Annotated in this window: 16 protein-coding genes; all 16 read right to left on the minus strand. The window is 46.0% G+C overall.

Translation table 11 applies throughout. The features are described 5' to 3' along the window. Positions 1 to 183: 183 nt before the first annotated feature. The 16 genes from ftsZ to H065_RS0104395 all read right to left on the minus strand — a co-directional run bounded on the left by ftsZ (position 184) and on the right by H065_RS0104395 (position 21,538). The gene (gene ftsZ, locus H065_RS0104315) at positions 184 to 1,332 is read right to left on the minus strand and encodes a cell division protein FtsZ (protein ID WP_017811789.1); all 1,149 of its coding nucleotides are present in this window, start codon (positions 1,330 to 1,332) and stop codon (positions 184 to 186) included. Positions 1,333 to 1,395: 63 nt separating this feature from the next. Further along, positions 1,396 to 2,652, minus strand: a complete 1,257-nt coding sequence (gene ftsA, locus H065_RS0104320) for a cell division protein FtsA (RefSeq protein WP_017811790.1) — start codon at positions 2,650 to 2,652, stop codon at positions 1,396 to 1,398. A gap of 372 nt (positions 2,653 to 3,024) precedes the next feature. Further along, a complete protein-coding gene (locus H065_RS0104325) occupies positions 3,025 to 3,822 on the minus strand; it encodes a cell division protein FtsQ/DivIB (RefSeq protein ID WP_017811791.1) in 798 nt (265 codons plus the stop codon). Between the two features lie 230 nt (positions 3,823 to 4,052). Continuing rightward, entirely contained in the window at positions 4,053 to 5,177 is a 1,125-nt protein-coding gene (gene murG, locus H065_RS0104330) for an undecaprenyldiphospho-muramoylpentapeptide beta-N-acetylglucosaminyltransferase (RefSeq protein ID WP_017811792.1), read from the minus strand. Positions 5,178 to 5,293: 116 nt separating this feature from the next. Beyond that, positions 5,294 to 6,778, minus strand: coding sequence for a UDP-N-acetylmuramoyl-L-alanine--D-glutamate ligase (murD, locus tag H065_RS0104335; RefSeq protein ID WP_017811793.1), 1,485 nt, complete (start codon positions 6,776 to 6,778; stop codon positions 5,294 to 5,296). Positions 6,779 to 6,780: 2 nt separating this feature from the next. Further along, complete coding sequence (gene mraY, locus H065_RS0104340) at positions 6,781 to 7,749, minus strand: phospho-N-acetylmuramoyl-pentapeptide-transferase (protein ID WP_017811794.1); 969 nt, start codon at positions 7,747 to 7,749, stop codon at positions 6,781 to 6,783. A gap of 19 nt (positions 7,750 to 7,768) precedes the next feature. Then, complete coding sequence (locus tag H065_RS0104345; protein ID WP_017811795.1) at positions 7,769 to 9,163, minus strand: UDP-N-acetylmuramoyl-tripeptide--D-alanyl-D-alanine ligase; 1,395 nt, start codon at positions 9,161 to 9,163, stop codon at positions 7,769 to 7,771. Further along, positions 9,160 to 10,647, minus strand: a complete 1,488-nt coding sequence (locus H065_RS0104350) for a UDP-N-acetylmuramoyl-L-alanyl-D-glutamate--2,6-diaminopimelate ligase (RefSeq protein WP_017811796.1) — start codon at positions 10,645 to 10,647, stop codon at positions 9,160 to 9,162. Before H065_RS0104350 ends, H065_RS0104345 begins: the two co-directional genes overlap by 4 nt. Positions 10,648 to 10,759: 112 nt before the next feature. Then, on the minus strand, positions 10,760 to 13,240 hold the full coding sequence (locus H065_RS0104355; RefSeq protein ID WP_017811797.1) for a penicillin-binding transpeptidase domain-containing protein: 2,481 nt from the start codon (positions 13,238 to 13,240) through the stop codon (positions 10,760 to 10,762). Positions 13,241 to 13,256: 16 nt separating this feature from the next. Continuing rightward, positions 13,257 to 13,667, minus strand: a complete 411-nt coding sequence (locus H065_RS0104360) for a hypothetical protein (protein WP_017811798.1) — start codon at positions 13,665 to 13,667, stop codon at positions 13,257 to 13,259. A gap of 20 nt (positions 13,668 to 13,687) precedes the next feature. Further along, on the minus strand, positions 13,688 to 14,653 hold the full coding sequence (rsmH, locus tag H065_RS0104365) for a 16S rRNA (cytosine(1402)-N(4))-methyltransferase RsmH (RefSeq protein ID WP_017811799.1): 966 nt from the start codon (positions 14,651 to 14,653) through the stop codon (positions 13,688 to 13,690). 20 nt (positions 14,654 to 14,673) lie between these two features. Then, positions 14,674 to 15,111 (minus strand): division/cell wall cluster transcriptional repressor MraZ, encoded by a 438-nt coding sequence (gene mraZ / locus H065_RS0104370; protein WP_017811800.1) that lies wholly within the window; start codon positions 15,109 to 15,111, stop codon positions 14,674 to 14,676. A 356-nt stretch (positions 15,112 to 15,467) separates the two neighbouring features. Beyond that, entirely contained in the window at positions 15,468 to 16,274 is an 807-nt protein-coding gene (locus tag H065_RS25215) for a DUF2785 domain-containing protein (RefSeq protein ID WP_017811802.1), read from the minus strand. Positions 16,275 to 16,393: 119 nt separating this feature from the next. Beyond that, positions 16,394 to 17,656, minus strand: a complete 1,263-nt coding sequence (locus H065_RS0104385; RefSeq protein ID WP_017811803.1) for an adenosylhomocysteinase — start codon at positions 17,654 to 17,656, stop codon at positions 16,394 to 16,396. 295 nt (positions 17,657 to 17,951) lie between these two features. Next, positions 17,952 to 19,598, minus strand: a complete 1,647-nt coding sequence (gene bshC / locus H065_RS0104390; RefSeq protein ID WP_017811804.1) for a bacillithiol biosynthesis cysteine-adding enzyme BshC — start codon at positions 19,596 to 19,598, stop codon at positions 17,952 to 17,954. Between the two features lie 170 nt (positions 19,599 to 19,768). Beyond that, entirely contained in the window at positions 19,769 to 21,538 is a 1,770-nt protein-coding gene (locus tag H065_RS0104395; protein ID WP_017811805.1) for an ABC transporter ATP-binding protein, read from the minus strand. Positions 21,539 to 21,543 lie beyond the last annotated feature (5 nt).

Consider the following 21,543-nt stretch of genomic DNA (forward strand, 5'->3'; position numbering starts at 1 on the left):
ATTTCCGGCATTCCTGTACAGATGTTTTTCTGTACGAATATTCAACAAAATACATAAAAGCTGCTGAAATGAAAAAGACCTGTTTTCCGTAGAAAACAAGTCCTTTCCATAACACACAGGTACATCTTTGTATCGGGTACATTTACCATTACGATCGGTGTCCTGCTGTCAATATTACCAGTTCTAGTCGTTTTTATGACGGGAACGGTTACGCAGGAAAGTCGGGATATCCAGTTGATCTCCGCTTGGTTGTTGATTGTTGCTGAATTGGCGCTGACTAGGCGCTTTTTCTTCAGCAGGTGCCTCGCTGGAAGTTGGTTGCTGTCCTTGTGGCTGGGATGCAGATGGACGACGTGCCGGCTGCATTGGCTGTGCCGGTTTGTGTTCAAAACCAGTCGCAATAACCGTAACCTTGATCTCTTCCTTGAGGTTCTCGTCAATGATCGCACCGAAGATCATATTCACTTCCGGATCGGAAGCACTGATTACAATTTCGGCTGCTTCATTGACTTCGTACAGGGACAGGTTGTTGCCGCCTGTGATATTCATGATAACGCCGCGTGCGCCTTCGATCGAAGTCTCCAGCAGTGGGCTCATGATGGCTTTACGTGCTGCTTCTGCTGCACGGTTCTCGCCTGTTGCTTCACCAATACCCATCAAGGCAGAGCCCCGCTCGGTCATGATGGTTTTAACGTCAGCAAAGTCAAGGTTGATCAGACCCGGTACAGCGATCAAATCGGAAATACCTTGTACAGCCTGACGCAGTACATTATCCGCTTCGCGGAATGCTTCCAGCATTGGAGTCTTTTTGTCAACGATCTCCAGCAGGCGATCATTCGGGATAACGATCAGCGTGTCTACTTTTTCCTTGAGCGCTTCAATACCAAGCTCTGCCTGGGAGAAACGTTTGCGACCCTCAAAAGTGAACGGACGTGTAACTACGCCAACCGTCAGGGCGCCGCATTCTCTGGCAATCTCAGCTATTACAGGGGCTGCACCTGTTCCTGTACCGCCGCCCATACCTGCAGTGACGAATACCATATCTGCCCCTTTCAGCGTGTTGCTGATCAGATCACGGGATTCTTCGGCTGCTTTTTTACCTACGTCAGGATTTGCTCCTGCACCCAGACCGCGAGTCAGCTTGTCGCCGATTTGCAGTTTATGTTCGGATTTGGCCAGATGCAGTGCCTGTGCATCTGTATTTACTGTTATAAATTCCACGCCTTGAACACCATTTTCGATCATCCGATTGACTGCATTGCTACCGCCGCCGCCAACACCGATGACCTTAATCTGGGCCAGGCTTTCCATTTCGAAATCAAATTCCAACATACTCTTCCATCTCCCCCTCATTGTCCATGAATGGCTCGTTCCAAGCTAGAATGAACTTCCTTATTAAATGAATTCACTGAACATATTTTTGAGCCGTTCAATCAAGCCCGGTTTTGCATTGCTCTCCGGGGTCGATGCAGCTTTGTTACGAGCCGGTGCTTTTTTATTGGCGCCCGCTGTACTTCCACCGCTGCGAATATTGCGAATTACATTATACAGGATACCGACTCCACTCGTATAGGCAGGGTCACGTACACCGATATAATCAGGAACTGCAATCCGGACAGAGGCTGCCAATTCTTCACGGGCAATCTCCAGAACACCCGGCATGGATACAGTGCCCCCTGTGAGTATATAACCACCCGGCAGCTCATGATAACCGAGACGTACAACTTCCTGACGAATCAATTCGAAAATTTCCTGTACACGCGGTTCGATAATCGCTGCAAGATCCTGTTGTGTGAACTCCTTGTCCACGTTGCTGCCGATGCGTTGTACTTTGAATACTACATCGGGAGCCGCTTCCTCATGGAGTGCACAGCCATACTTCAATTTTACCTTCTCCGCATTCTCTGTCAGCGTGCGCAGACCATAAGCGATATCGTTCGTGACGAATTCGCCGCCGATTGGCAAGGTAGAAGTTGCTTTGAGCGAACCTTCTTCGAAAATCGCAATAGTGGATGATCCTGCTCCAATATCGACCAGAACAGCTCCCATTGTCTTTTCGTCCTTGGACAGTGCCAGCTGCCCCGCTCCCAGCGAAATCAATACCAGATCCTTAATGTGCAGATCCGCTTTCTCTACACAACGCAGAAGATTATGAATAGATGTCTTGGCACCTGTAATAATGGTAGCTTCTACTTCCAGTCTCACGCCAATCATACCGCGCGGGTCCTGAATTCCTTCCAGTCCGTCCACCACGTATTGCTTGGCGACTACATCGATAATCTCCCGTTCCGGCGGAAGGGCAATCACTTCTGCCGCTTTCAGCACCCGTTCGATATCTTCCTCACCAATTTCGCGGTCTTCATTGGATACGGCTACTACTCCGTGGCTCGTTTGAAGTCCGATATGGTTGCCCGAAATACCTACAATCACTTCAGATATTTGAATGCCGACCATACGCTCTGCATGATCAACTGCATTTCGGATGGACTGCACGGTTTGATCAATATCAACGATCGCGCCCTTGCGAATTCCTTCCGAGTCGGCAGATCCAACTCCAATAATATTAAAGGTTCCATTGTTCATTTCCCCGATAATAGCACGAACTTTGGATGTACCGATGTCCAAACTAACAATGATGTCATTGTTGCTCAAGCCCTTGGCACCTCCTGTAAATTCCTGAATTAAAATAGTGCATTTCCGTTCTTCCGGGCTTGCTGCCTAAAAGCTGGAAATTCAATTTCCGAAAATCATTTTCCATAAAACGCTCTCTACATTAGTATTCCACATTTCATATGCTTTCCCTCTTTTTTCTGCAAACTTTTTGAGGTTCCGAAAAACGTTAAAAGTCTGGAGAAAAAAGAAAGAGTTCACCGGGTACTTCAGAAAATTGTTAAGCCAGTATTAAAGTTTACAATTCTTTAATATCTATACAGCCTATTCTAGCATTTTTCTGACGCCACAGAAAGTATTGCAGCCCGAACATTGTCAAAAAGTACATTTTGCCGACAAAAGATGTCAAAATCGTTACTGTGCAGGCACTTCTTCTGTCTGATCTTTGATATCATCCGGATTGAACGGTGTATAGGCATCTGCTTCCAGCATTGTTATCACACCGGGCGGTTGTGTCTCGATTACCTGATTCAGGTATTCCACTTTATCCGCCAGCAGCGATATGCTTGTAATCACTTCAAAGCGCGAGCGGGTATACATCATGATTCGATCCGGGAATGAAGGCGTTGGTGAAGGAATAATCTCCGAGATATCCGAGGTTAGCTCACTCGGTATCGTACCCAGTACTTTGCACAGCTGAACCTTTTGCGCTTCGTAGTCCGACCATTGGGTAAGGACGGGCTTTTCTACAGCTACCCCGCGCGTGTCGGCACGTACCGCAGCTCCGCTCTGCAAAATAGCTGTCAATTGTCCGGATCCTGCCAGTTCATAGGCAACCACAGGATACTCTTTGATCGTAACATCGATTTTGCCTGGAAAATGCTTGGTCACTGTAGCACTCTCAATTGCCGGGATGCTTAGCAGCCTTTCTTTGAGCGTATCCTCAGATGTACCGTAAAAAGCATTTCCTTTGGCCAGACGGGTTGCTGACAGCAGATCTTCCTTGGACGTAAACGCATTACCCCTGAAAGTAATCTCTGATATTTTGCCCAGCGGTGAAAACCAGAACACAATCCCAAGTACCAGCAGGAAAAAGATACTTAGCACAATGATCAGTCGATTTTTGCGTCCGAATAATTTGCGGCCCGCAGCAGGACGCGATTCTGCAGAAGATTCTTTTTTCGGAAGAACAACTAGTTTTTGCTTTGGCATGGCAATTCTCCAATAAGTCTTATTTCAATTCCATCTGTATTGCAGCCAGATTGTACCTGAACTTCTCCGTCATTATAGCATGCCTCATTTGGAATCCCCAACCAGCGTAAAATGTCTCCCGATATTGCCTGCATATCACGAAAACTGTTTATCACAGTGCCAGTCGTCCGATAGGGGGTAAACTATTTCTGCTTTGACACGAACGACTGCTATGTAACGGTCCAGCATCCTTATTGGGTTACCACAGAAGCATTGCAAATACGCTGGATCTCTTCAACCAGCAAAAAGGCCGATTGTGGCGTACCGAGAGTAGAAGCAGCCTCGGACATCCTTTGTCGCTCTTCTTCATGATCCATAATTTTATCAATGTGAGCAATCAGAGTCGCTCCGTTTAACTCACGCTCCAATATCATCTCTGCTGCTCCGGCTTTTCGAAGAGCCAGCGCATTGGCTTCCTGATGATTATTGGTGACATTCGGTGAAGGAATCAATAAGGAAGGTGTCCCCAGTGATGTAATCTCCGCGAGTGAGGAAGCACCTGCACGACCAATCACAAGAGAAGTCGCTGCCAGTACTTCCGGCATATTCGGAATATACGGCAGTACATGCAGATAATTCGGCATGGAATCGGTCGCCTGGTTAATGCGTTCATAGATTTCGTCATAGTAGATTTCACCGGTAACGAACACATAATGAACATCCGGCTTGGACTTTAACAAAGGCGCTGCCTGCACCATCGCTTCCACAAGAGCCCGTGCACCACGACTGCCGCCTACCATCAACACTACTCTGGCATCTGCCGGAAGTCCCAGTGAAGCAAGTCCTCTTTCACGATCGGCATGCTGCACCATAGTCGCTCGCGGATTTCCGGTGAACAGTACATGTTTGGCCCGTTTGAACTTGGAGATCGCCTCTTCAAAGCTCACTGCCACGGTATCGGCATAACCGCTCAAGAACAAATTCGTCAGTCCCGGAATCGCATTCTGCTCGTGTACCATGGTAGGAATCCCCAGCTTGGCAGCTGCATATACTACGGGTCCACACACATAACCTCCGGTACCAATTACAATATCTGGCTTGAATTCACGAATCAGCTTTTTGGAAATTTTGACACCCTGTATAAATCGATTGATTGTCTTGATATTTTCTAGTGAAAATAGTCGTCTGCGGAAACCTGTAATATCGATCGTTTCAAAGCGCATTTTGGTCTCTGGAACGATCCGGGTCTCCAGTCCGCGCTTGCCGCCAATATACAGAAACTCCGCTTTGATACCTTGCTCTTTGAATTGCTCGGCAATAGCCAGCGCAGGGTATATATGTCCTCCGGTTCCACCGCCCGTTAATATAACTCGCATTTATCGCACCTCCTTTCATTTAAATTTGCGTATCTTAGTCTCTGAGTTACATATTGTATAGCAGAATAGTTCACATGGCTATACGCAGAATTACCATAGATGTATATATAAGGAATCTATAGTTCGTTAACTGCCTGCTTGAATACATTGCCCCTGATTTCAAAGGAAGAGAACATATCCCAGCTGGCGCAGGCAGGTGACAATAATACAACATCACCGGTTTCTGCCAGTTCTGAAGCTTGCTGAACTGCCTGATACACAGCTTGTTCCGCCTGATCGGTCTCCTCAATAATCAGTATCGAAGCAACCCCTGCCATTTCGGCTACTCGTGCCAGCTTGTGACGGGTTTGTCCCAGTACAACCAGCGCCTTGACCTGCGACTGAAATACAGGCAGCAGATCCATATAGTCCGACCCACGATCCAATCCGCCGGCAATCAATATGATCCCCTGATCCTGAAAAGCGGATAATGCCATCATTGTTGCTTTGGCATTGGTAGCTTTGGAATTGTTATAGTAAGCCACCTCGTTATGCGTGGTTACATATTCCAGACGATGCTCTACACTACGGAAAGTGCGCAGAGTATCTGCCAGCTGCTTGGGCTGACAGCCGGCAGCGATCGAAATTGCGCAGGCTGCCAGTGCATTTTCTACATTGTAACGACCTGGAATACCCAGTTCATCCACACGTAGAATCGGTACAGCTCCCTGCTCTTCATCCCAGTACATGATCGTCCGCTCCAGATCATCCTCCATATCCGGCACATAGGATGGAGAGACATACATTGCGCCTACCGACATGCCTGACTGAGTAGACAATGCTGCGGCCATAGCTGCATTATTTCCCAGCTCCTCGTTGACAGAGAATGGAATTATGCGACCTGCCTTGATATAAGGAATCATGCTGCGGCAGTAACTATCATCCCAGTTCAGTACCGCTGTATCCTTTTCGCCCTGATTTTCAAAAATTTTGCGTTTGGACGTGACATAATCATCCATCGTACCGTGATAATCCAGATGCGTCTCGGCTACATTGAGCAGAGCGGCAATGGTTGGATTGAAATCACGCGTACCTTTGAGCTGAAAACTGCTCAGTTCTGCTACAATAATCGCATTATCTTTCTCTTCGGCTTCCACAACGGCCTGACATAGTGGAATACCGATATTACCGCCTACAATCGGATGAAGACCGCAGGCATCGAGCATTTGACCTACCCATGTTGTCGTGGTCGTTTTGCCGTTTGAGCCCGTGATACCGATCATCGGCACATCCGAGATCCGGTAAGCCAGCTCCACCTCGGTAATCACTTCAATACCCAGATCCATTGCCTGCTGGATCGGCGGCGCGCTGTAAGGAATACCAGGATTTTTGACAAGCAGAGCGATATCCTTGTGAATCAATCCTTCCGGATGTCCTCCACAGATCACCTCGATATTCAGCTCTTCCAGTTCGGCAGCTTCCGGAGATTGTTCTCTTGGCTTCAAGTCATTGACTGTCACTAATGCGCCAAGTCGATGCAGAGCCTTGGCTGCTTCTACACCACTGCGCGCCAGACCGATGACTACGACCGGTAATCCACGATATGATTGAGGATCATTCATCACTACAACCCCTTGCTAATATAGATTCCGAGTGCGGCCAGTACGAGACTGACTGCCCAAAACGTAATTACAACACGCCATTCCGACCAGCCTGATAATTCAAAATGATGATGAATTGGAGCCATTTTGAATACACGTTTGCCGTTACGCGTTTTGTAAGAAACGACCTGAATAACTACAGAGAGCAATTCAACTACGAATACCCCACCAATAACCAGGAACAGCAGCTCACTTTTGGTGACAATCGCAATCCCTCCGATTGCCCCTCCTATTCCGAGCGAGCCCATATCCCCCATAAATACCTTGGCCGGATGAGCATTAAATATGAGGAATCCGATAACTGCACCAATCATCGCTGCAGCACATACCGCAGCTGCCGGTGCAGTCGCCTGAATCGCGATAATCGCATAAGCAGCAAATGCAATTGCACTTACTCCTGACAACAGTCCATCCACACCATCTGTAAAGTTGACTGCGTTGGTAATCGCCAGCAGCATAATTACGATAAATGGATAATAGAACCAGCCGCCCCAATCAAACGAGAACGATGTTCCCGGAATACCAAGCGCTGTACTGTGTCCTTTTTGGATTAGCAGATAACAGATAATCGCCGAGAAAATCAGCTGCATAATCAGTTTTTGCTTGGCAGTCAGACCGAGTGAACGTTTGAGACCGATTTTGATATAGTCATCGAGGAACCCAACCAGTCCAAATCCTACGGTAGACGTCAACAGCACCCAGAAGTTAGTGTCGATAACCGAAAATTTGATAAATACCAGAGTAGCTGCCAGGATGATAACAATACCACCCATCGTCGGCGTACCCGCTTTTTTAAGATGAGTCTGTGGACCATCACTGCGTACATGCTGACCAAATTTAATGCGGCGTAACAGCGGAATCAATATCGGCATAGCAATAATTGATAATACAAACGATGCAGCCGCCGCTAATAACAATATTTGAAAATCCATTTTCCTACTCCTCCAGCGCCTATGCGTTGCTTATTGAATCAGGCATCAGCGCCTGTAGAACTTCTTCCAGTCTCATGCCTCTGGAAGCTTTGAATAAAATAACATCCTGTTCCCGTGCTGTTTTTTGCAGTTCTTCGATCAGTTCCGGTTTGGATGTATAGGAACGAATACATTCCGGCGGCAAATGTCTCGCTGCGCCGCGGGCAATCGCCTGTCCCCGCTCTCCATAAGTAAATAGCAGATCTGCCTGCCCATTCACATATTCTCCGATATGTTCATGGTATGCCAGCTCTTCGGCTCCAAGCTCCAGCATATCGCCAAGCACAGCTATCTTGCGTTTGTACCCTTTGAGATTACCCAGTACATCAATCGCTGCCTTCATGGAGCTTGGACTTGCATTGTAAGCATCATTCAGCAGGGTGATTCCATCGCGACCCTGCAGCATTTCAATTCGCATTCCGGTCAGGCGTAGCTTGGCAAATCCCTGACGAATCTGTGCTTCACTCAGCTCATATGCCTGAGCGACCAGAATCGCTGCCATGGCATTGACCATATTATGGGCACCCAGTACCGGTAGCTTCCAAGCTTCTTCCGAAAGTGCATTGGTAGTAAAGATAGTGGACTGTCCCTGTGTCATCATTCCGGTCGCATACAGATCATTGTGCTGCTCCATGCCAAAAGTAATCTTGCGCATGTCTTGATCCGCATATTCCGGTTCCGACAGCACTTGCTGTAACAGCGGTTCATCCCCATGATATACGAGCAATCCGGATGCTTTAAGACCATGAACAATCTCCAGCTTGGCACGCGCAATCTCTTCCCGACTACCCAGCTGCTCCAGATGGGATTCTCCGATGTTGGTAATGACTGCCGTATCCGGATGAGCAATATCGGATAACAATTCGATCTCACCCCGTGCACGCATACCCATTTCCAGAATCAGAATCTGGGTATCTGCCGGCATCGCCAGTATCGTTAGCGGCAGACCGATATGACTATTAAAATTGCCTTCAGTCTTATGCACACGATAGGCTTCGGTCATAAGCGCATAAATCATATCCTTGGTCGTCGTCTTGCCATTCGAACCGGTAATACCAATTACTCTGGCTTCGGTACTCTCCAGATACGCGCTGGCAAGCTGCTGAAGGGCATTCAGCGTATTCTCGACGATTATTATATTCCCCTGAGGAGGCGTGCCATGATCAGCCTGCCATAACGCGGCAGCAGCTCCATTTGCCAGTATTTGTTCTACCAGATCATGCCCATCGACTCTCTCGCCAATAATCGGAATGAACAGACAGTTATCCTGCAGCTGTCTTGAATCAATGACGACGCCATGACAGCGTATCGATGAATCACCAATCAGCTGTCCACCGCACATTGCCGCTATCTGATCAATAGTTATATTTATCACTTGGAAAGACCCCTTATCGCTTCTTTGGCTACCAGCCGATCATCAAAATCATGAACTTCCGTACCTACAATCTGGTACGTCTCATGGCCTTTACCCGCAATCAATAGTACATCGCCAGGCTGTGCCATTTCAACCGCTTTTTGAATAGCAGCGCGGCGATCCACAATCAGTTCGTATCGATCCGCAGCCACCTGCTGTTCAAGCAGACCTGCTTCAATATCATCCAGAATGCTTACCGGTTCTTCTGTTCGGGGATTATCCGATGTAACCAGCGTATAATCACTGTATTTGGCGGCTACCTGTCCCATTAATGGGCGTTTGGTACGATCCCGATCACCACCGCAGCCAAATACCGTCAGAATTCGGCCTTCCGCAAATTCGCTAATCGTCCGAAGTACATTTTCCAGTCCATCCGGTGTATGTGCATAATCTACAATCACGGCAAAAGGCTGTCCAGCGTCTACTGCTTCGACGCGTCCATCCACACCCGGCATCTGGCCAAGACTCTCACGAATTTGTTCCAGTGGCACATTTTCGATCAGTGCTGCTGTAATGGCTGCAAGTGCATTATATACGTTGAACTTGCCTACCATCTGGAGAGTCATATCTGTATTACCGCGGAACGTTTGCAGATGGAAAGTTGTTCCTCTCGCGGTAATTCGAATATTTGAAGCCTGCACATCGGCAGGCTGATCCACACCATATGTAATCACATCTGCTGCTGTTATACCGCGGAAATAATCTACGGCCGGATCGTCAGCATTCAGTACAGCGTATTTGCGCTCTGCCGGATCCTTGTCATAAGAGTTCCCCAGACGTGCAAAAAACAGCCCTTTGGCTGCCACATACTGTTCCATCGTCTCATGATAATCCAGATGATCCTGACTAATATTCGTAAAAATAGCTGTCCGGTAATCTGTTCCTTTGACCCGTCCTTGTTCCAGCGCGTGAGAAGATACTTCCATGACGCAGCACTGCACATCATTTTGAACCATCTCATGCAGCAGACGCTGAAGTTCCATCGCTTCCGGTGTAGTACGAGGCATCGGTACCGCTTTACCGTTATAACGCATTTCAATTGTTCCAATCAAGCCTGTATTGATACGATGATCATTCATAATACGCTCAATCAGGTAAGAAGTTGTGGTTTTGCCATTAGTACCTGTGATTCCAATCATATTCAGCTTACGACTAGGATGTTCATAAAACGCATCTCCCAGTACAGCCATCGCGTGACGACAGCTGCTAACGACCAGCTGAGGAATATCCAGTGGCAAAATTCGTTCTACCGCAAGAGCCGCCGCTCCCTGGGTTATTGCCTGTTCTGCAAAATCATGACCATCTACCGTGAAGCCTGGCAGACAGATAAACAAATCCCCAGCTTTTACTTTGCGTGAGTCAATTTCCATGCCTGTAATGGAAACATCCGCAGTACCTTCAATCCGGGATGTAATAAGCAGGCTGGCCGCTTCAGATAACAACATAGCGATTCCTCTTTTCCAAAATTAATAACGATACCCGGCAGTCTTCGGATGAATAAAAGGAGGACTTCCCCTTACCGATGACTGCCGGGTTATCATAATTAGCATTAACTCATTAGTTCGTTGGAGCACCTGTAGGCTCCGGAATTTTTAGTGTGCTTCCTGACGTGTTTTTTGTTCCTTCAGTAGAATCGCCAGTACTGTTAGTACCTGCATCTGTTGAAGGAGGACCGAACGATTCAGGAGTTGTTTCTGCCGAAGTCTCTGACGACGAAGTCGATTCTTCAGTCTTCTTGTCTGTAGAACCGGTATTTTCTGCTTCGGTTGATGTTTGGTCATCACCGGCAACTGGTGTTGCTTTCTTAGTCCCCAGCGCGTTCGCTTCCTCATCATCCACACCTGTAACAATCGCTCTCGCTGATTTGAGTGTCAGTGTAATGATTCGGCGACCATTTGCCGAAGATTCTACCTGTTCGGCAACATAGCCCTGTCCTACTGTAGTTACCTCGACCTTCATCAGATTCAGGATCTCCAGCGCATCGCGCAATGATTCACCTTTGAGATCGGGAATTTCCATTTTGGTCGGATCTTCGGTCATAAGATATACACTTTGACCCCCATCCATCAGCGCTCCTACAGCTGGATACTGCTTGACCACTTTATTGCCTGTACCGACTACTTTAAAAGTAATTCCACTGGCAATCAGTTTCTTTTTGGCAGCATCTACCGTTTTGCCGGTAAGTGTAGGTACATTATAACTAACCGGTGCTGGTGCGGATGTGGCTGTTTTGGTTTTCTTCTGTGTATCGCTGTCATCGGTTGCTTTCGGTACGCCCATATACGGGAGTGCCTGACTCACGATTTTCTTGAATACCGGAGCCGCCGCTGCACCACCACCCAGCTTAGAATCGGCAGGTTGGTCGATAACGACGATCATGGCGATTTTGGGTTTGTCTGCCGGTGCAAATCCGATAAAGGAAACGACCTGCTTGGTATAATCATATTTCCCGTTAATAACCTTGACCGCTGTACCTGTTTTACCAGCTACACGATAGCCATCAATATAAGCATGACGCCCTGTTCCAATTTCCTGGTCAGATACGACCTGTTCCAGATAACCACGTACTTTCTCCGAAGTAGCGGCATCAATAGCCTGACGCACTTCATGTACAGGTACATCTGTAGTTACACCGGTATTCGGGTCGATAATTGATTTAACTACGTGAGGAGTTAGCACTTTACCGCCGTTTGCTACTGCCGAGACGCCTACCAGCTGCTGTAAAGGAGTAACCTGTACAAGTCCATGTCCGTAAGCTGCTGTAGCCACTTCCGTCTTGACATACGGACGGAATCCAATAGCCCCTGTTAATTCACCCGGCAAATCTATTCCCGTTTTGGAACCAAATCCAAAAGCATCAATATATTTACGCAATCTTTCTGCTCCCAGCATTTCGTAACCCAATTTAACAAAAGCTACGTTACTGGAGCGTTTAAGACCTGTGAGATAAGTTATCGGTCCCCAGCCTACACGGTTAATATCATGCAGCGTACTCCCACCTACTCGGATAGTACCCGATTGATAAGTTGCTTCTGGATTAAATAATCCTTCTTCTACTGCTCCAGCCAAAGTAACAATTTTAAAAGTAGAACCTGGTTCATACTCTGCTTTAATTCCCAAATTTGTAAAGTCAGCCATATCTTTAACTTCATTAAACTTATTAGGATCAAAAGTCGGCATATTTGCCATTGCGAGAATATCCATTGTATTCGGATCGGCAGCAATTACCGTAATACTTTTCGGCTGAAGCTGCTTAAATGCTTCTTTCATCGCCTGCTCCGTATAATACTGAATCGTCTCATCAATCGTAAGCGTCAGATTGCTGCCATTCACTGCAGGCTTATACACATCCTGCGAATCCGGCAGTTTGTCCTTTTGATTATCACGTTGATAAACAATAGAACCATCTTCACCTTTGAGCTGCTTATCATAATAAGCTTCAATACCAGCTACTGCTTCACCATCATTGTTGGTATATCCAAGGACATGAGAAGCAAGTTCATTTTTGGGATAATAGCGTTTGGTCGTTACATCCAGCTGTACCCCAACATCATAGCGTCGACCAGTTTTTTCTTTCAGCTCAGCAATCAGTGCATTCACCTGATCTGCTTTATCCTGAGGGATACGCCGTCCACCCGAATTCAGCTCACGCCATGTACGCAGCTCGCTCACTGGATTTTTGGCTGTCGGTGTTGTCATGGATGTAGCCTGCTTCTCAATTTCACTTTCATCCGTGCCAAGAATTTCATGCAAACGGCTTACAATCTCATCCTTCACCCCAAGTTCCGCAATTACCTTTGGGTTAAGTCCAACATTGTAGGCAGGCGCATCCATTGCCAACTTATTGCCGTTACGATCCGTAATTGTGCCTCGAACAGCAGAAATCGTACTTTGACTGGTCCACTGTTTCTCTGCATATTTATGCCAATCTGATCCTTGGACAACCTGAATCCAGAATACACGGATGACGAGTACGGCAAAAAAGAGGGTAATGCATCCCCCTATAAATAAAGCACGAAGTTTTATTCTTTTATCCACTGCCTGATCCCCCGCTTTAGTTGTTCACTTTGACATCCGACGAGGTAGCGGCCGTTCCTTTTTCCCGCGACACCTGAATAGGTACAGTGTCTGTAGGCTCTATGTAACCCAGTGCAGCTGCACGCGCTACGATATCATTCTCCAAGAGATGTTGACGTAGCTCATTTTGTGTTGTTTGCTTCTGCAGCTGTGCGGTTGCGGTTGCCATATCCTGCGCATTTTTATTAAGTTCATAAATATACGCATAACGCCAGATAATAACACTCGCAATAGCAACGCAGAAAATAACGGTTGCGAGATAAAGCATTTTTTCCTGAATCGGCAGGGCAGAACGGCGTACAACCACTTTTGTCGTTTCACGATATTTCCGAACGACCTTCTCAGCCGGTTTTTGCTTGACTGCCAGGTTCCCACGTGTATAAGCCATGTATCCGTCTCCTTACTGTATTATTCTTGATTTTCTTTTTGCACTTTTTCGGCAACACGTAATTTGGCAGATCTTGCCCGTTTGTTGCTTGTTACTTCTTCATCAGTTGGCAGAACCGGCTTGCGATTCACCAACTTCAGCACACCGCCATTGCTTACATAAATAGGGAAGCCCTGCGGTGCTACATCTTTTTCCAGATACTCTGCAAAAATCTGTTTGCATAAACGATCTTCCAAAGAATGGAAAGTGATAACCGATACACGTCCACCCGGTGCCAGACAGCGCACGGATTGATGAAGTGCTTCTTCAAAAGCACCCAGCTCATCATTCACAGCAATTCGCAGCCCTTGAAAACTACGCTTTGCAGGATGTCCGCCTGTTCTTCTTGCTGCCGCGGGAATGCCTTCCTTGACTAGTTCTGCCAGTTCCCCTGTTGTCTCGATCGGCGCTACATTTCTCTGCTTCACGATAACTTTGGCAATCCGTTTTGAAAACTTTTCTTCGCCATATCGATATAGTATGCGGGCGATTTCTTCTTCAGGCCAGGTATTCACAATAGTCCGTGCTGTTAGTTCGATGGATTGATCCATCCGCATATCCAGCGGAGCATCGTGATTATAGCTGAATCCCCTGTCAGCATCGTCGAACTGAGGTGAAGAAACGCCAAGATCGAACAGAATGCCGTCTACCTGCGGTACTCCATCTTTGACCGGCACCCCGGCTTCCAAAAGCTTTTCCTCCAGATGACGGAAGTTACTTTTGATCAGAGTGACTTTGTCTTCATATGGTGCCAATACCGCTTTGGCATTATTTAGTGCAGTATCATCCTGATCAAAAGCAATCAGTCGACCCCCTGCTCCCAGTTCAGCTGCAATAACCGAACTATGTCCTGCTCCCCCGAGCGTACAATCGACGTAAATACCATCAGGTTTGACCTGAAGGGCTCTTGTCGCTTCTTCTTTTAATACAGTGATGTGATGAAACAAGATGTAAACCTCCTAGACGATTACAGATCAAGATCAAAATCAACCAGCTTCTCAGCAATTTCGTTAAATGATTGTTCTGATTCGTTATAATATTGTTCCCAAACGGATTGGCTCCAAATCTCTACCCGGTTGGAGACACCAATAATTACACATTCTTTCTCCAGCCTGGCGTACTGCTTCAAATTAATCGGCAGATTGACACGCCCCTGCTTGTCCCATTCTCCTTCCAGCGCTCCCGAGAAAAAGAAACGCGTGAAAGCACGGGCATCAGCTTTCATGAGCGGTAAAGATTTAAGCTTTTGTTCCAGGAGAGACCACTCCTCCATGGGATAAACGAAAAGACAATGGTCCAGACCACGAGTAACAACAAAAGATGGACCCAGAAGTTCGCGAAATTTAGCTGGAATAATAATCCGGCCTTTATCGTCAATGTTATGCTGATACTCACCCATGAACATTGGCGGCTCACTCCTTTTACCCATTGTTCCCCACTATGTACCACTTTCCTCCACCTATCTAGCATAATAGATTCGCCGTATAAAATCAAAACCCTTCTTTAAATGTCAATTTTTTTTGCGAAAACTCATCTTTTTTTAAATCTTTATGTAAATCAGCATCTTGTTTTGCAAAAAAGCACGTAAAAAGCCCGACTTTTTTATATCGGATGTATCGTTCTTTTTGCTTAGTAAATTGCTTGAACATTTTTTACGATGATTCTATTACATCATTTATTTTTTAGGGATTGAATAGTCCCGCTTAAGATAAAGGCATCAGCTTATGTAGCTTTGCATGAAGGTATGTAATCTGTCTTCAATCACTCTAGCTGTGCAACTGAATTCGTTACGCTTATGTATACGGAATAAAGACTGCCTAAGAAGCTTTTGATATTAAATATGATTTTATATTCTTCATTCCATACTTCTGTCTTATCCCAAATCAGAAAACGACCGATCCAGTTTTCAATCTCTTTATCGGATAGCTTGTTTTGAGTAATCAGACTTACCACTGCCGTCACTAATCTTTCTTCCTCCAGATTCGTATAAACCACCTGCTTCGTACATATCGCATTTTTTATTGCATCCAAAAACCGCATACTCTGCTGAGCAGAAAGATTATTGCATACAGATATGGCATGTATAGCATCGGCAGTATGCGCCAAAGCATGAGCCCATCCTTTATTTTCTACAAATCCTCTTAAATCTTTTTCTTCTTTGATATAAAGCAGTATTTTTTCCTGGATCTCTGTTAATTCGTTAGGCTGCATAAATGCTTGCTGCTTATTTCTTTCCAACAGTAATGGAATGAATAGCACAGAGAAAGAGCGAGTAAAAACAGTATCGTTATTCTTTTCGCCTATTCTGTAGAACATATGCGTAGTGTCCATAATCGTATTCTTGATATGCAGCATGATATCAGCAGAGAGCTGTCCACTCGTAATCCATCTTGCAAAAGTCGTATAAATAAGATCATCCCGTAATTCACTATCTATTGTTCCTATGTTGTTTAACAACGATTCTATGCAGTTTGGCATCAGAAAACTCCATTCTAAAAAAGAGAATTCTTTTTGTCCAAAATTCTTTAGTCTGGATTTCAATAAATATTCTTCATCGTTAAGAGTCATACGTAACCTTCCTTTCAATCTGTAATTTACATAGAAATGGATAATATATTTGCTGTCATCGCAGACAAACATATTATCCATCTCCATTAATTATAAGCTATCCAAATCGGTATAGAAATTTAGGACCAGCTATCCAGATAGGATTTCTGCGCATCGCTCAGTACATCGATATCGATTCCGAGACTTTCCAGTCTGTAGCGTGCTACCTGCTCATCCAGTTCATAAGGTACATTGATAACTCCAGCACCCAGCTGTTCATAGTTCTCGTTTACGTAACGCAGCCCTACTGCCTGCAGAGCAAATGTCATATCCATAATTTCAGCCGGATGACCGTCTGCTGCTCCCAGATTTACCAGGCGTCCTTCAGCCAGCAAATAAATGCGGCGTCCATCCTGCATTTTGTATTCTTCGATATTTTTGCGGGCTGTACGAATCGATACCGCGCGTGCAGCCAGATCAGGCTTGTTCGCTTCTACATCAAAATGGCCTGCATTACATACAATAGCGCCATCTTTCATTACATCGTAATGTTCGCCTACAATCACATCTTTGTTGCCGGTTACAGTGATGAAGAAATCGCCCAGCTGCGCCGCTTTGATCATTGGCATTACGTGGAATCCATCCATGTGGGCTTCTACCGCTTTGATCGCATCCACTTCGGTTACGATAACATTGGCACCCAGTCCTTTGGCACGCATAGCTACACCTTTACCACACCATCCATAACCGACTACAACAACGGTTGTGCCTGCAATCATTAGGTTAGTTGTACGAATAATACCATCAAATACCGACTGACCCGTACCATAACGGTTATCGAACAGATGCTTGCAGTACGCGTCATTGACAGCGACCATCGGCAACTGCAGCGTACCTTCTTTTTGCAGGGCTTTGAGACGGATAATGCCGGTTGTTGTTTCTTCTGCACCACCACGAATACCTTCCAATAGATCCGGACGTTCGCCGTGCATCAGGGTAATCAGGTCTCCACCATCATCGATAATCAGATCGGGACGAGTCTCCAGAGCATGCAGGACCAGACTCTTGTACTCGGCAGGTTCAGGATTATACTTTGCAAAAACAGTGATTCCATCTTCGACTAGCGCTGCACATACATCATCCTGTGTAGACAATGGATTACTGCCGGTAATCGTCACTTCTGCTCCGCCTGCCTGTACCACTTTGGCCAGGTAAGCCGTTTTGGCTTCCAGATGCAGACAGATCGTTACTTTCAGTCCCTTGAAAGGCAGATCACGTTCAAATTCTTCACGAATCCGGTTCAAGACCGGCATATGGGAAGATACCCACTCGATTTTACGGTGGCCTTCCGGAGCAAGCGCCATATCGGCAACAATGCTGTTTTGAAGGGATGGTAATGTCATTTTCATTTCTCCTCTGCATATAGATAATTCCAGCTCATTATTATAACCCACTGATAGTTCCATTTAAAGGCATACCTATCCAAGAAGCAATCTTTATTTGCTGCAGCCTGTCGGCTCGTTTTGCATTCTGCTGATCAAGTATAAGCTTTTTCACTATGGCTGCTCATATAAAAATAGAGCATCTCCCGTGAGAGTGCTCCATTTTTCTTGTTCAATGATATATGGATAATGAAGATTCATAAAAGTAAACAAATCGCTTTTTACAGCTAGTAATCCACTCTAATGCATTCTGCTCTTACATATAAATTAATCGATGTCCGCCATCCAGATCCGGTTCGATACCGAGTAGCTGATCGAGCCACTGCTCACCATAACGTCCAAAATAATAATAGCTGTTGATTGTCCGCTCCTGCGGCTTGCCAAATGGATAGAGAGAGTGAGCAATACGATCCAATCTACGCAAACCTACTTCATGCTGCTTCGCTACCGCATTGCTACTCTTGCGATGCAGATATTCGATTTGTGCTTCGATCTTGTGCTGATTGGTCGCGGCAATATGAGGTAATGAAGGATCAACCTCGCCCAAAGACTCAATAAAAGGCATATACATCTGATCAAACTGGCGTCTAAGTTCTGCAAAACGCTCATCCAGATGATAATCTTCTTGTTCGGACAACCATTGTGCTCTAACTTCATCAAACCGCTGACGTACATCATCAAAAGAAAGACCAAACTGCTTCATTAGCATCTGGATTTTCTCTTCTACCATGGTAAATGACATCCGCGGCAAAATCGGCGGCATCTGCAAATTGAGTACTTCAAATGCCTGATGGGTAAGTGCCCAGTACGCAATTTCCCCCGTACCCAGAATCGTACTCAATACCGGGAATAGAGATTCCTGCATTAACGGACGGGTCAGTACATTATTACTGAATCGCTCCGGATGCTGTTCCAAAATATCCAGAAGTTCATCCGGTGTGAACGTCACAAGACCTTTACGATCCGTGAACATACCGTCACGCTTGAACAGCAAAATTCGTTCATTTGTATAAATCTCATCACTATGAATATAGAACAGATTGGCACTGTCCTCTGCTACTGTCGCTTGTTCTTCATAACCAAGCGTGCGAACTTTCTCTGCTGCAGCCAGATAAGCCTGAGTAAGCTCATCATTTTGCTGAATCATTTGACGGAATACGGGTACTTCAAGACGACGCAACTGAGCATCATCCGAATCCAGCAGTACCAAACCAAAGCGACCGAATAAACGTCCCAGCTGCTTGGCAAAGGCATGACTCAGATTATCTGACTGCTCCATACACTGATGCAGTTCCTGAATCCATTCGCTTTTGTGCTCGCTGTCCGGCAGCAGGCTCTCAAATTGCTTCAAAACTCCTTCTGTATGACTGCGATCAATAGCGGTACGACTGACCGGTGAATGTCCACCACGCTCATGATCCATACGAATTTTAACTGCCTGTCCATCACGATCCGGCAGGTACGTATGGTTTACTTCATCCCAGTCATGATCTTCTCCAGCAATCCAGAATACCGGAACAACCGGACGGTTCAACCTGGCTGCCGCTTCACGAGCACCAAGAATCAGAGTAACTACTTTATAAATCACCAGCAGTGGACCTGTAAATAATCCACTTTGCTGACCGCCCACCATCGTTAGCGTCTCTTCCTGCCGTAGCAGTTGCAGTGACTTTTGCACTTCTTCATGATTATTGTGAACAAGGTTATACGGCTCCAAACAATCTACTAACGCTCCACGATCCATCCGGGAGTGCTTACTCTGATCCAGCCACGCTGCCCGCTGAGCCCACGTCTGCGGATCAGTAACCTTCATATTATACAAGCTGCTTACCGATGCAAAATCATTGATATACCGCTCTGCCAGCGGCTGATTCGCAGGTAGCCTCTCCGGGACTACATTCATGGGGTAAGGTCCTCCTCATCGTTGTTACTTATTGTAACTTCTATACCTTATATGATTGTAACGAAAGTATAGCCGTTTAGTCAAAGAAATCAGCATACTTTTTTACTTTTTGAAATAAAGAAAAAAACCGCCATATATTATGACGGTTTTTATATAGTGTAGAAGCTGATTTAAGCCAGCGATTGAGCTACCCAGTGCCCAGGAGATACTTCCCTCAACTCGGAATTTTCCAAATTGAAAGGATCTTTTGGTGCGCCAGGATTAGCAGACTCTACAGGAACCTGCTGCTCATCCGGAAGCAGAATTCTGCGTTTGTTCACTTCAACATCCGGGTCAGGGATCGGAATTGCAGACAGCAGTGTTTTGGTGTAAGGATGCAGCGGATTCGCATACAATTCTTCACTTTCTGCCAGTTCTACAATTTTACCCATATACATAACTGCTACACGGTCACTAATGTGCTTAACCATGGACAGGTCATGGGCAATAAACAGATAAGTCAGTCCCAGACGCTGCTGCAATTCTTCCAGCAATTTAACCACCTGTGCCTGAATCGATACGTCCAGTGCGGACAGCGGCTCATCACAGATAATGAATTTTGGATTAACTGCCAGAGCGCGGGCAATCCCGATTCTCTGTCTTTGACCACCGGAGAATTCATGTGGATAACGGGTAGCATGACTTGCGTTCAGTCCAACCATATCCAGCAGTTCTTCTACGCGTCTTTTACGTTCTGCACGGCTTCCCGCCAGACCGTGGATATCCAGCGATTCGCCGATAATATCCATAACATTAAAACGAGGGTTCAAAGATGCATAGGGATCCTGGAAGATCATCTGCATATCTTTACGCATCGCTTTCATTTTACGTGGAGACAGGCTGAAAATATCCGTTCCGTTAAATTTAACGCTTCCTCCTGTTGGCTCATACAAACGAAGCATGGTACGACCTGTTGTCGACTTACCACAACCGGACTCACCAACTACTCCCAGTGTTTCGCCTTCATAGATTTTGAAGCTGATATCATTTACGGCTTTGAGAACGTTACCTTTGCCCAGGTTGAAGTGCTGACGAAGATTCGACACTTCTACTAATGGACGAGTAGGATCAAGACCTGCAATGGCAGATACCATCTTAGGTTTTTTCGGCTCATCCAGACGAGGCAATGCATTCAGCAGACGCTTGGTATACGGATGCTGTGGATTTTTGAAAATTTCGGATGTTGTACCTGTTTCTACAACATCGCCTTCTTTCATAACTACCACACGGTCACACATGCCGGCTACAACACCCAGATCATGCGTGATCAGGATAATCGATGTACCCAATTTTTGCTGCATGTCTTTCATCAGATCCAGAATCTGGGCCTGAATCGTAACATCCAGTGCAGTAGTAGGCTCATCCGCAATCAGCAGGGATGGACGACATGCCAGAGCGATAGCGATCATCGCACGCTGACGCATACCACCCGAGAACTGGTGAGGATAATGGTTAAAACGAACTTCCGGGTTTTTGATACCAACCAGTTTGAGCATTTCCAGTGCCGATGCTTTGGCTTCTGTAGAAGACATTTTCTGGTGCTTGCGCAATACTTCCGTAATCTGTTTGCCGACTTTGATGGTCGGGTTCAGGGAAGTCATCGGATCCTGGAAGATCATACCGATATCTTTACCACGGATTGTTTCCATTTGTTTATCGGTTTTATGAAGCAGGCTCTCGCCCAGGAAAGTGATTTCTCCACTTTTAATCTTAGAAGGCGGAGAAGGAATCAGACGCATAATCGTTTGAGCTGTTACACTCTTACCACTACCGGATTCCCCAACAATACCCAGCGTCTCTCCTTTGCCAATTTCAAAATTGACATCTTTTACGGCATTAAATTCGCCTGCACGAGTACTGAAAGACACGCTCAAATTCTTGACTGTTAAGATTTTCTCCACTTAGC

Origin of the sequence: Paenibacillus shenyangensis, from assembly GCF_000346635.1 — a bacterium.
Classification (GTDB): Bacteria; Bacillota; Bacilli; order Paenibacillales; family Paenibacillaceae; genus Saccharibacillus; species Saccharibacillus dauci.

What these genes read in the sequence shown, in the direction of transcription:
- ftsZ (WP_017811789.1), bottom strand. Translation starts at nt 1,332, where the DNA reads ATGTTGGAATTTGATTTCGAAATGGAAAGCCTGGCCCAGATTAAGGTC.
- H065_RS0104325 (WP_017811791.1), bottom strand. Translation starts at nt 3,822, where the DNA reads ATGCCAAAGCAAAAACTAGTTGTTCTTCCGAAAAAAGAATCTTCTGCA.
- murG (WP_017811792.1), bottom strand. Translation starts at nt 5,177, where the DNA reads ATGCGAGTTATATTAACGGGCGGTGGAACCGGAGGACATATATACCCT.
- murD (WP_017811793.1), bottom strand. Translation starts at nt 6,778, where the DNA reads ATGAATGATCCTCAATCATATCGTGGATTACCGGTCGTAGTCATCGGT.
- mraY (WP_017811794.1), bottom strand. Translation starts at nt 7,749, where the DNA reads ATGGATTTTCAAATATTGTTATTAGCGGCGGCTGCATCGTTTGTATTA.
- H065_RS0104350 (WP_017811796.1), bottom strand. Translation starts at nt 10,647, where the DNA reads ATGTTGTTATCTGAAGCGGCCAGCCTGCTTATTACATCCCGGATTGAA.
- H065_RS0104360 (WP_017811798.1), bottom strand. Translation starts at nt 13,667, where the DNA reads ATGGCTTATACACGTGGGAACCTGGCAGTCAAGCAAAAACCGGCTGAG.
- mraZ (WP_017811800.1), bottom strand. Translation starts at nt 15,111, where the DNA reads ATGTTCATGGGTGAGTATCAGCATAACATTGACGATAAAGGCCGGATT.
- H065_RS25215 (WP_017811802.1), bottom strand. Translation starts at nt 16,274, where the DNA reads ATGACTCTTAACGATGAAGAATATTTATTGAAATCCAGACTAAAGAAT.
- H065_RS0104385 (WP_017811803.1), bottom strand. Translation starts at nt 17,656, where the DNA reads ATGACATTACCATCCCTTCAAAACAGCATTGTTGCCGATATGGCGCTT.
- bshC (WP_017811804.1), bottom strand. Translation starts at nt 19,598, where the DNA reads ATGAATGTAGTCCCGGAGAGGCTACCTGCGAATCAGCCGCTGGCAGAG.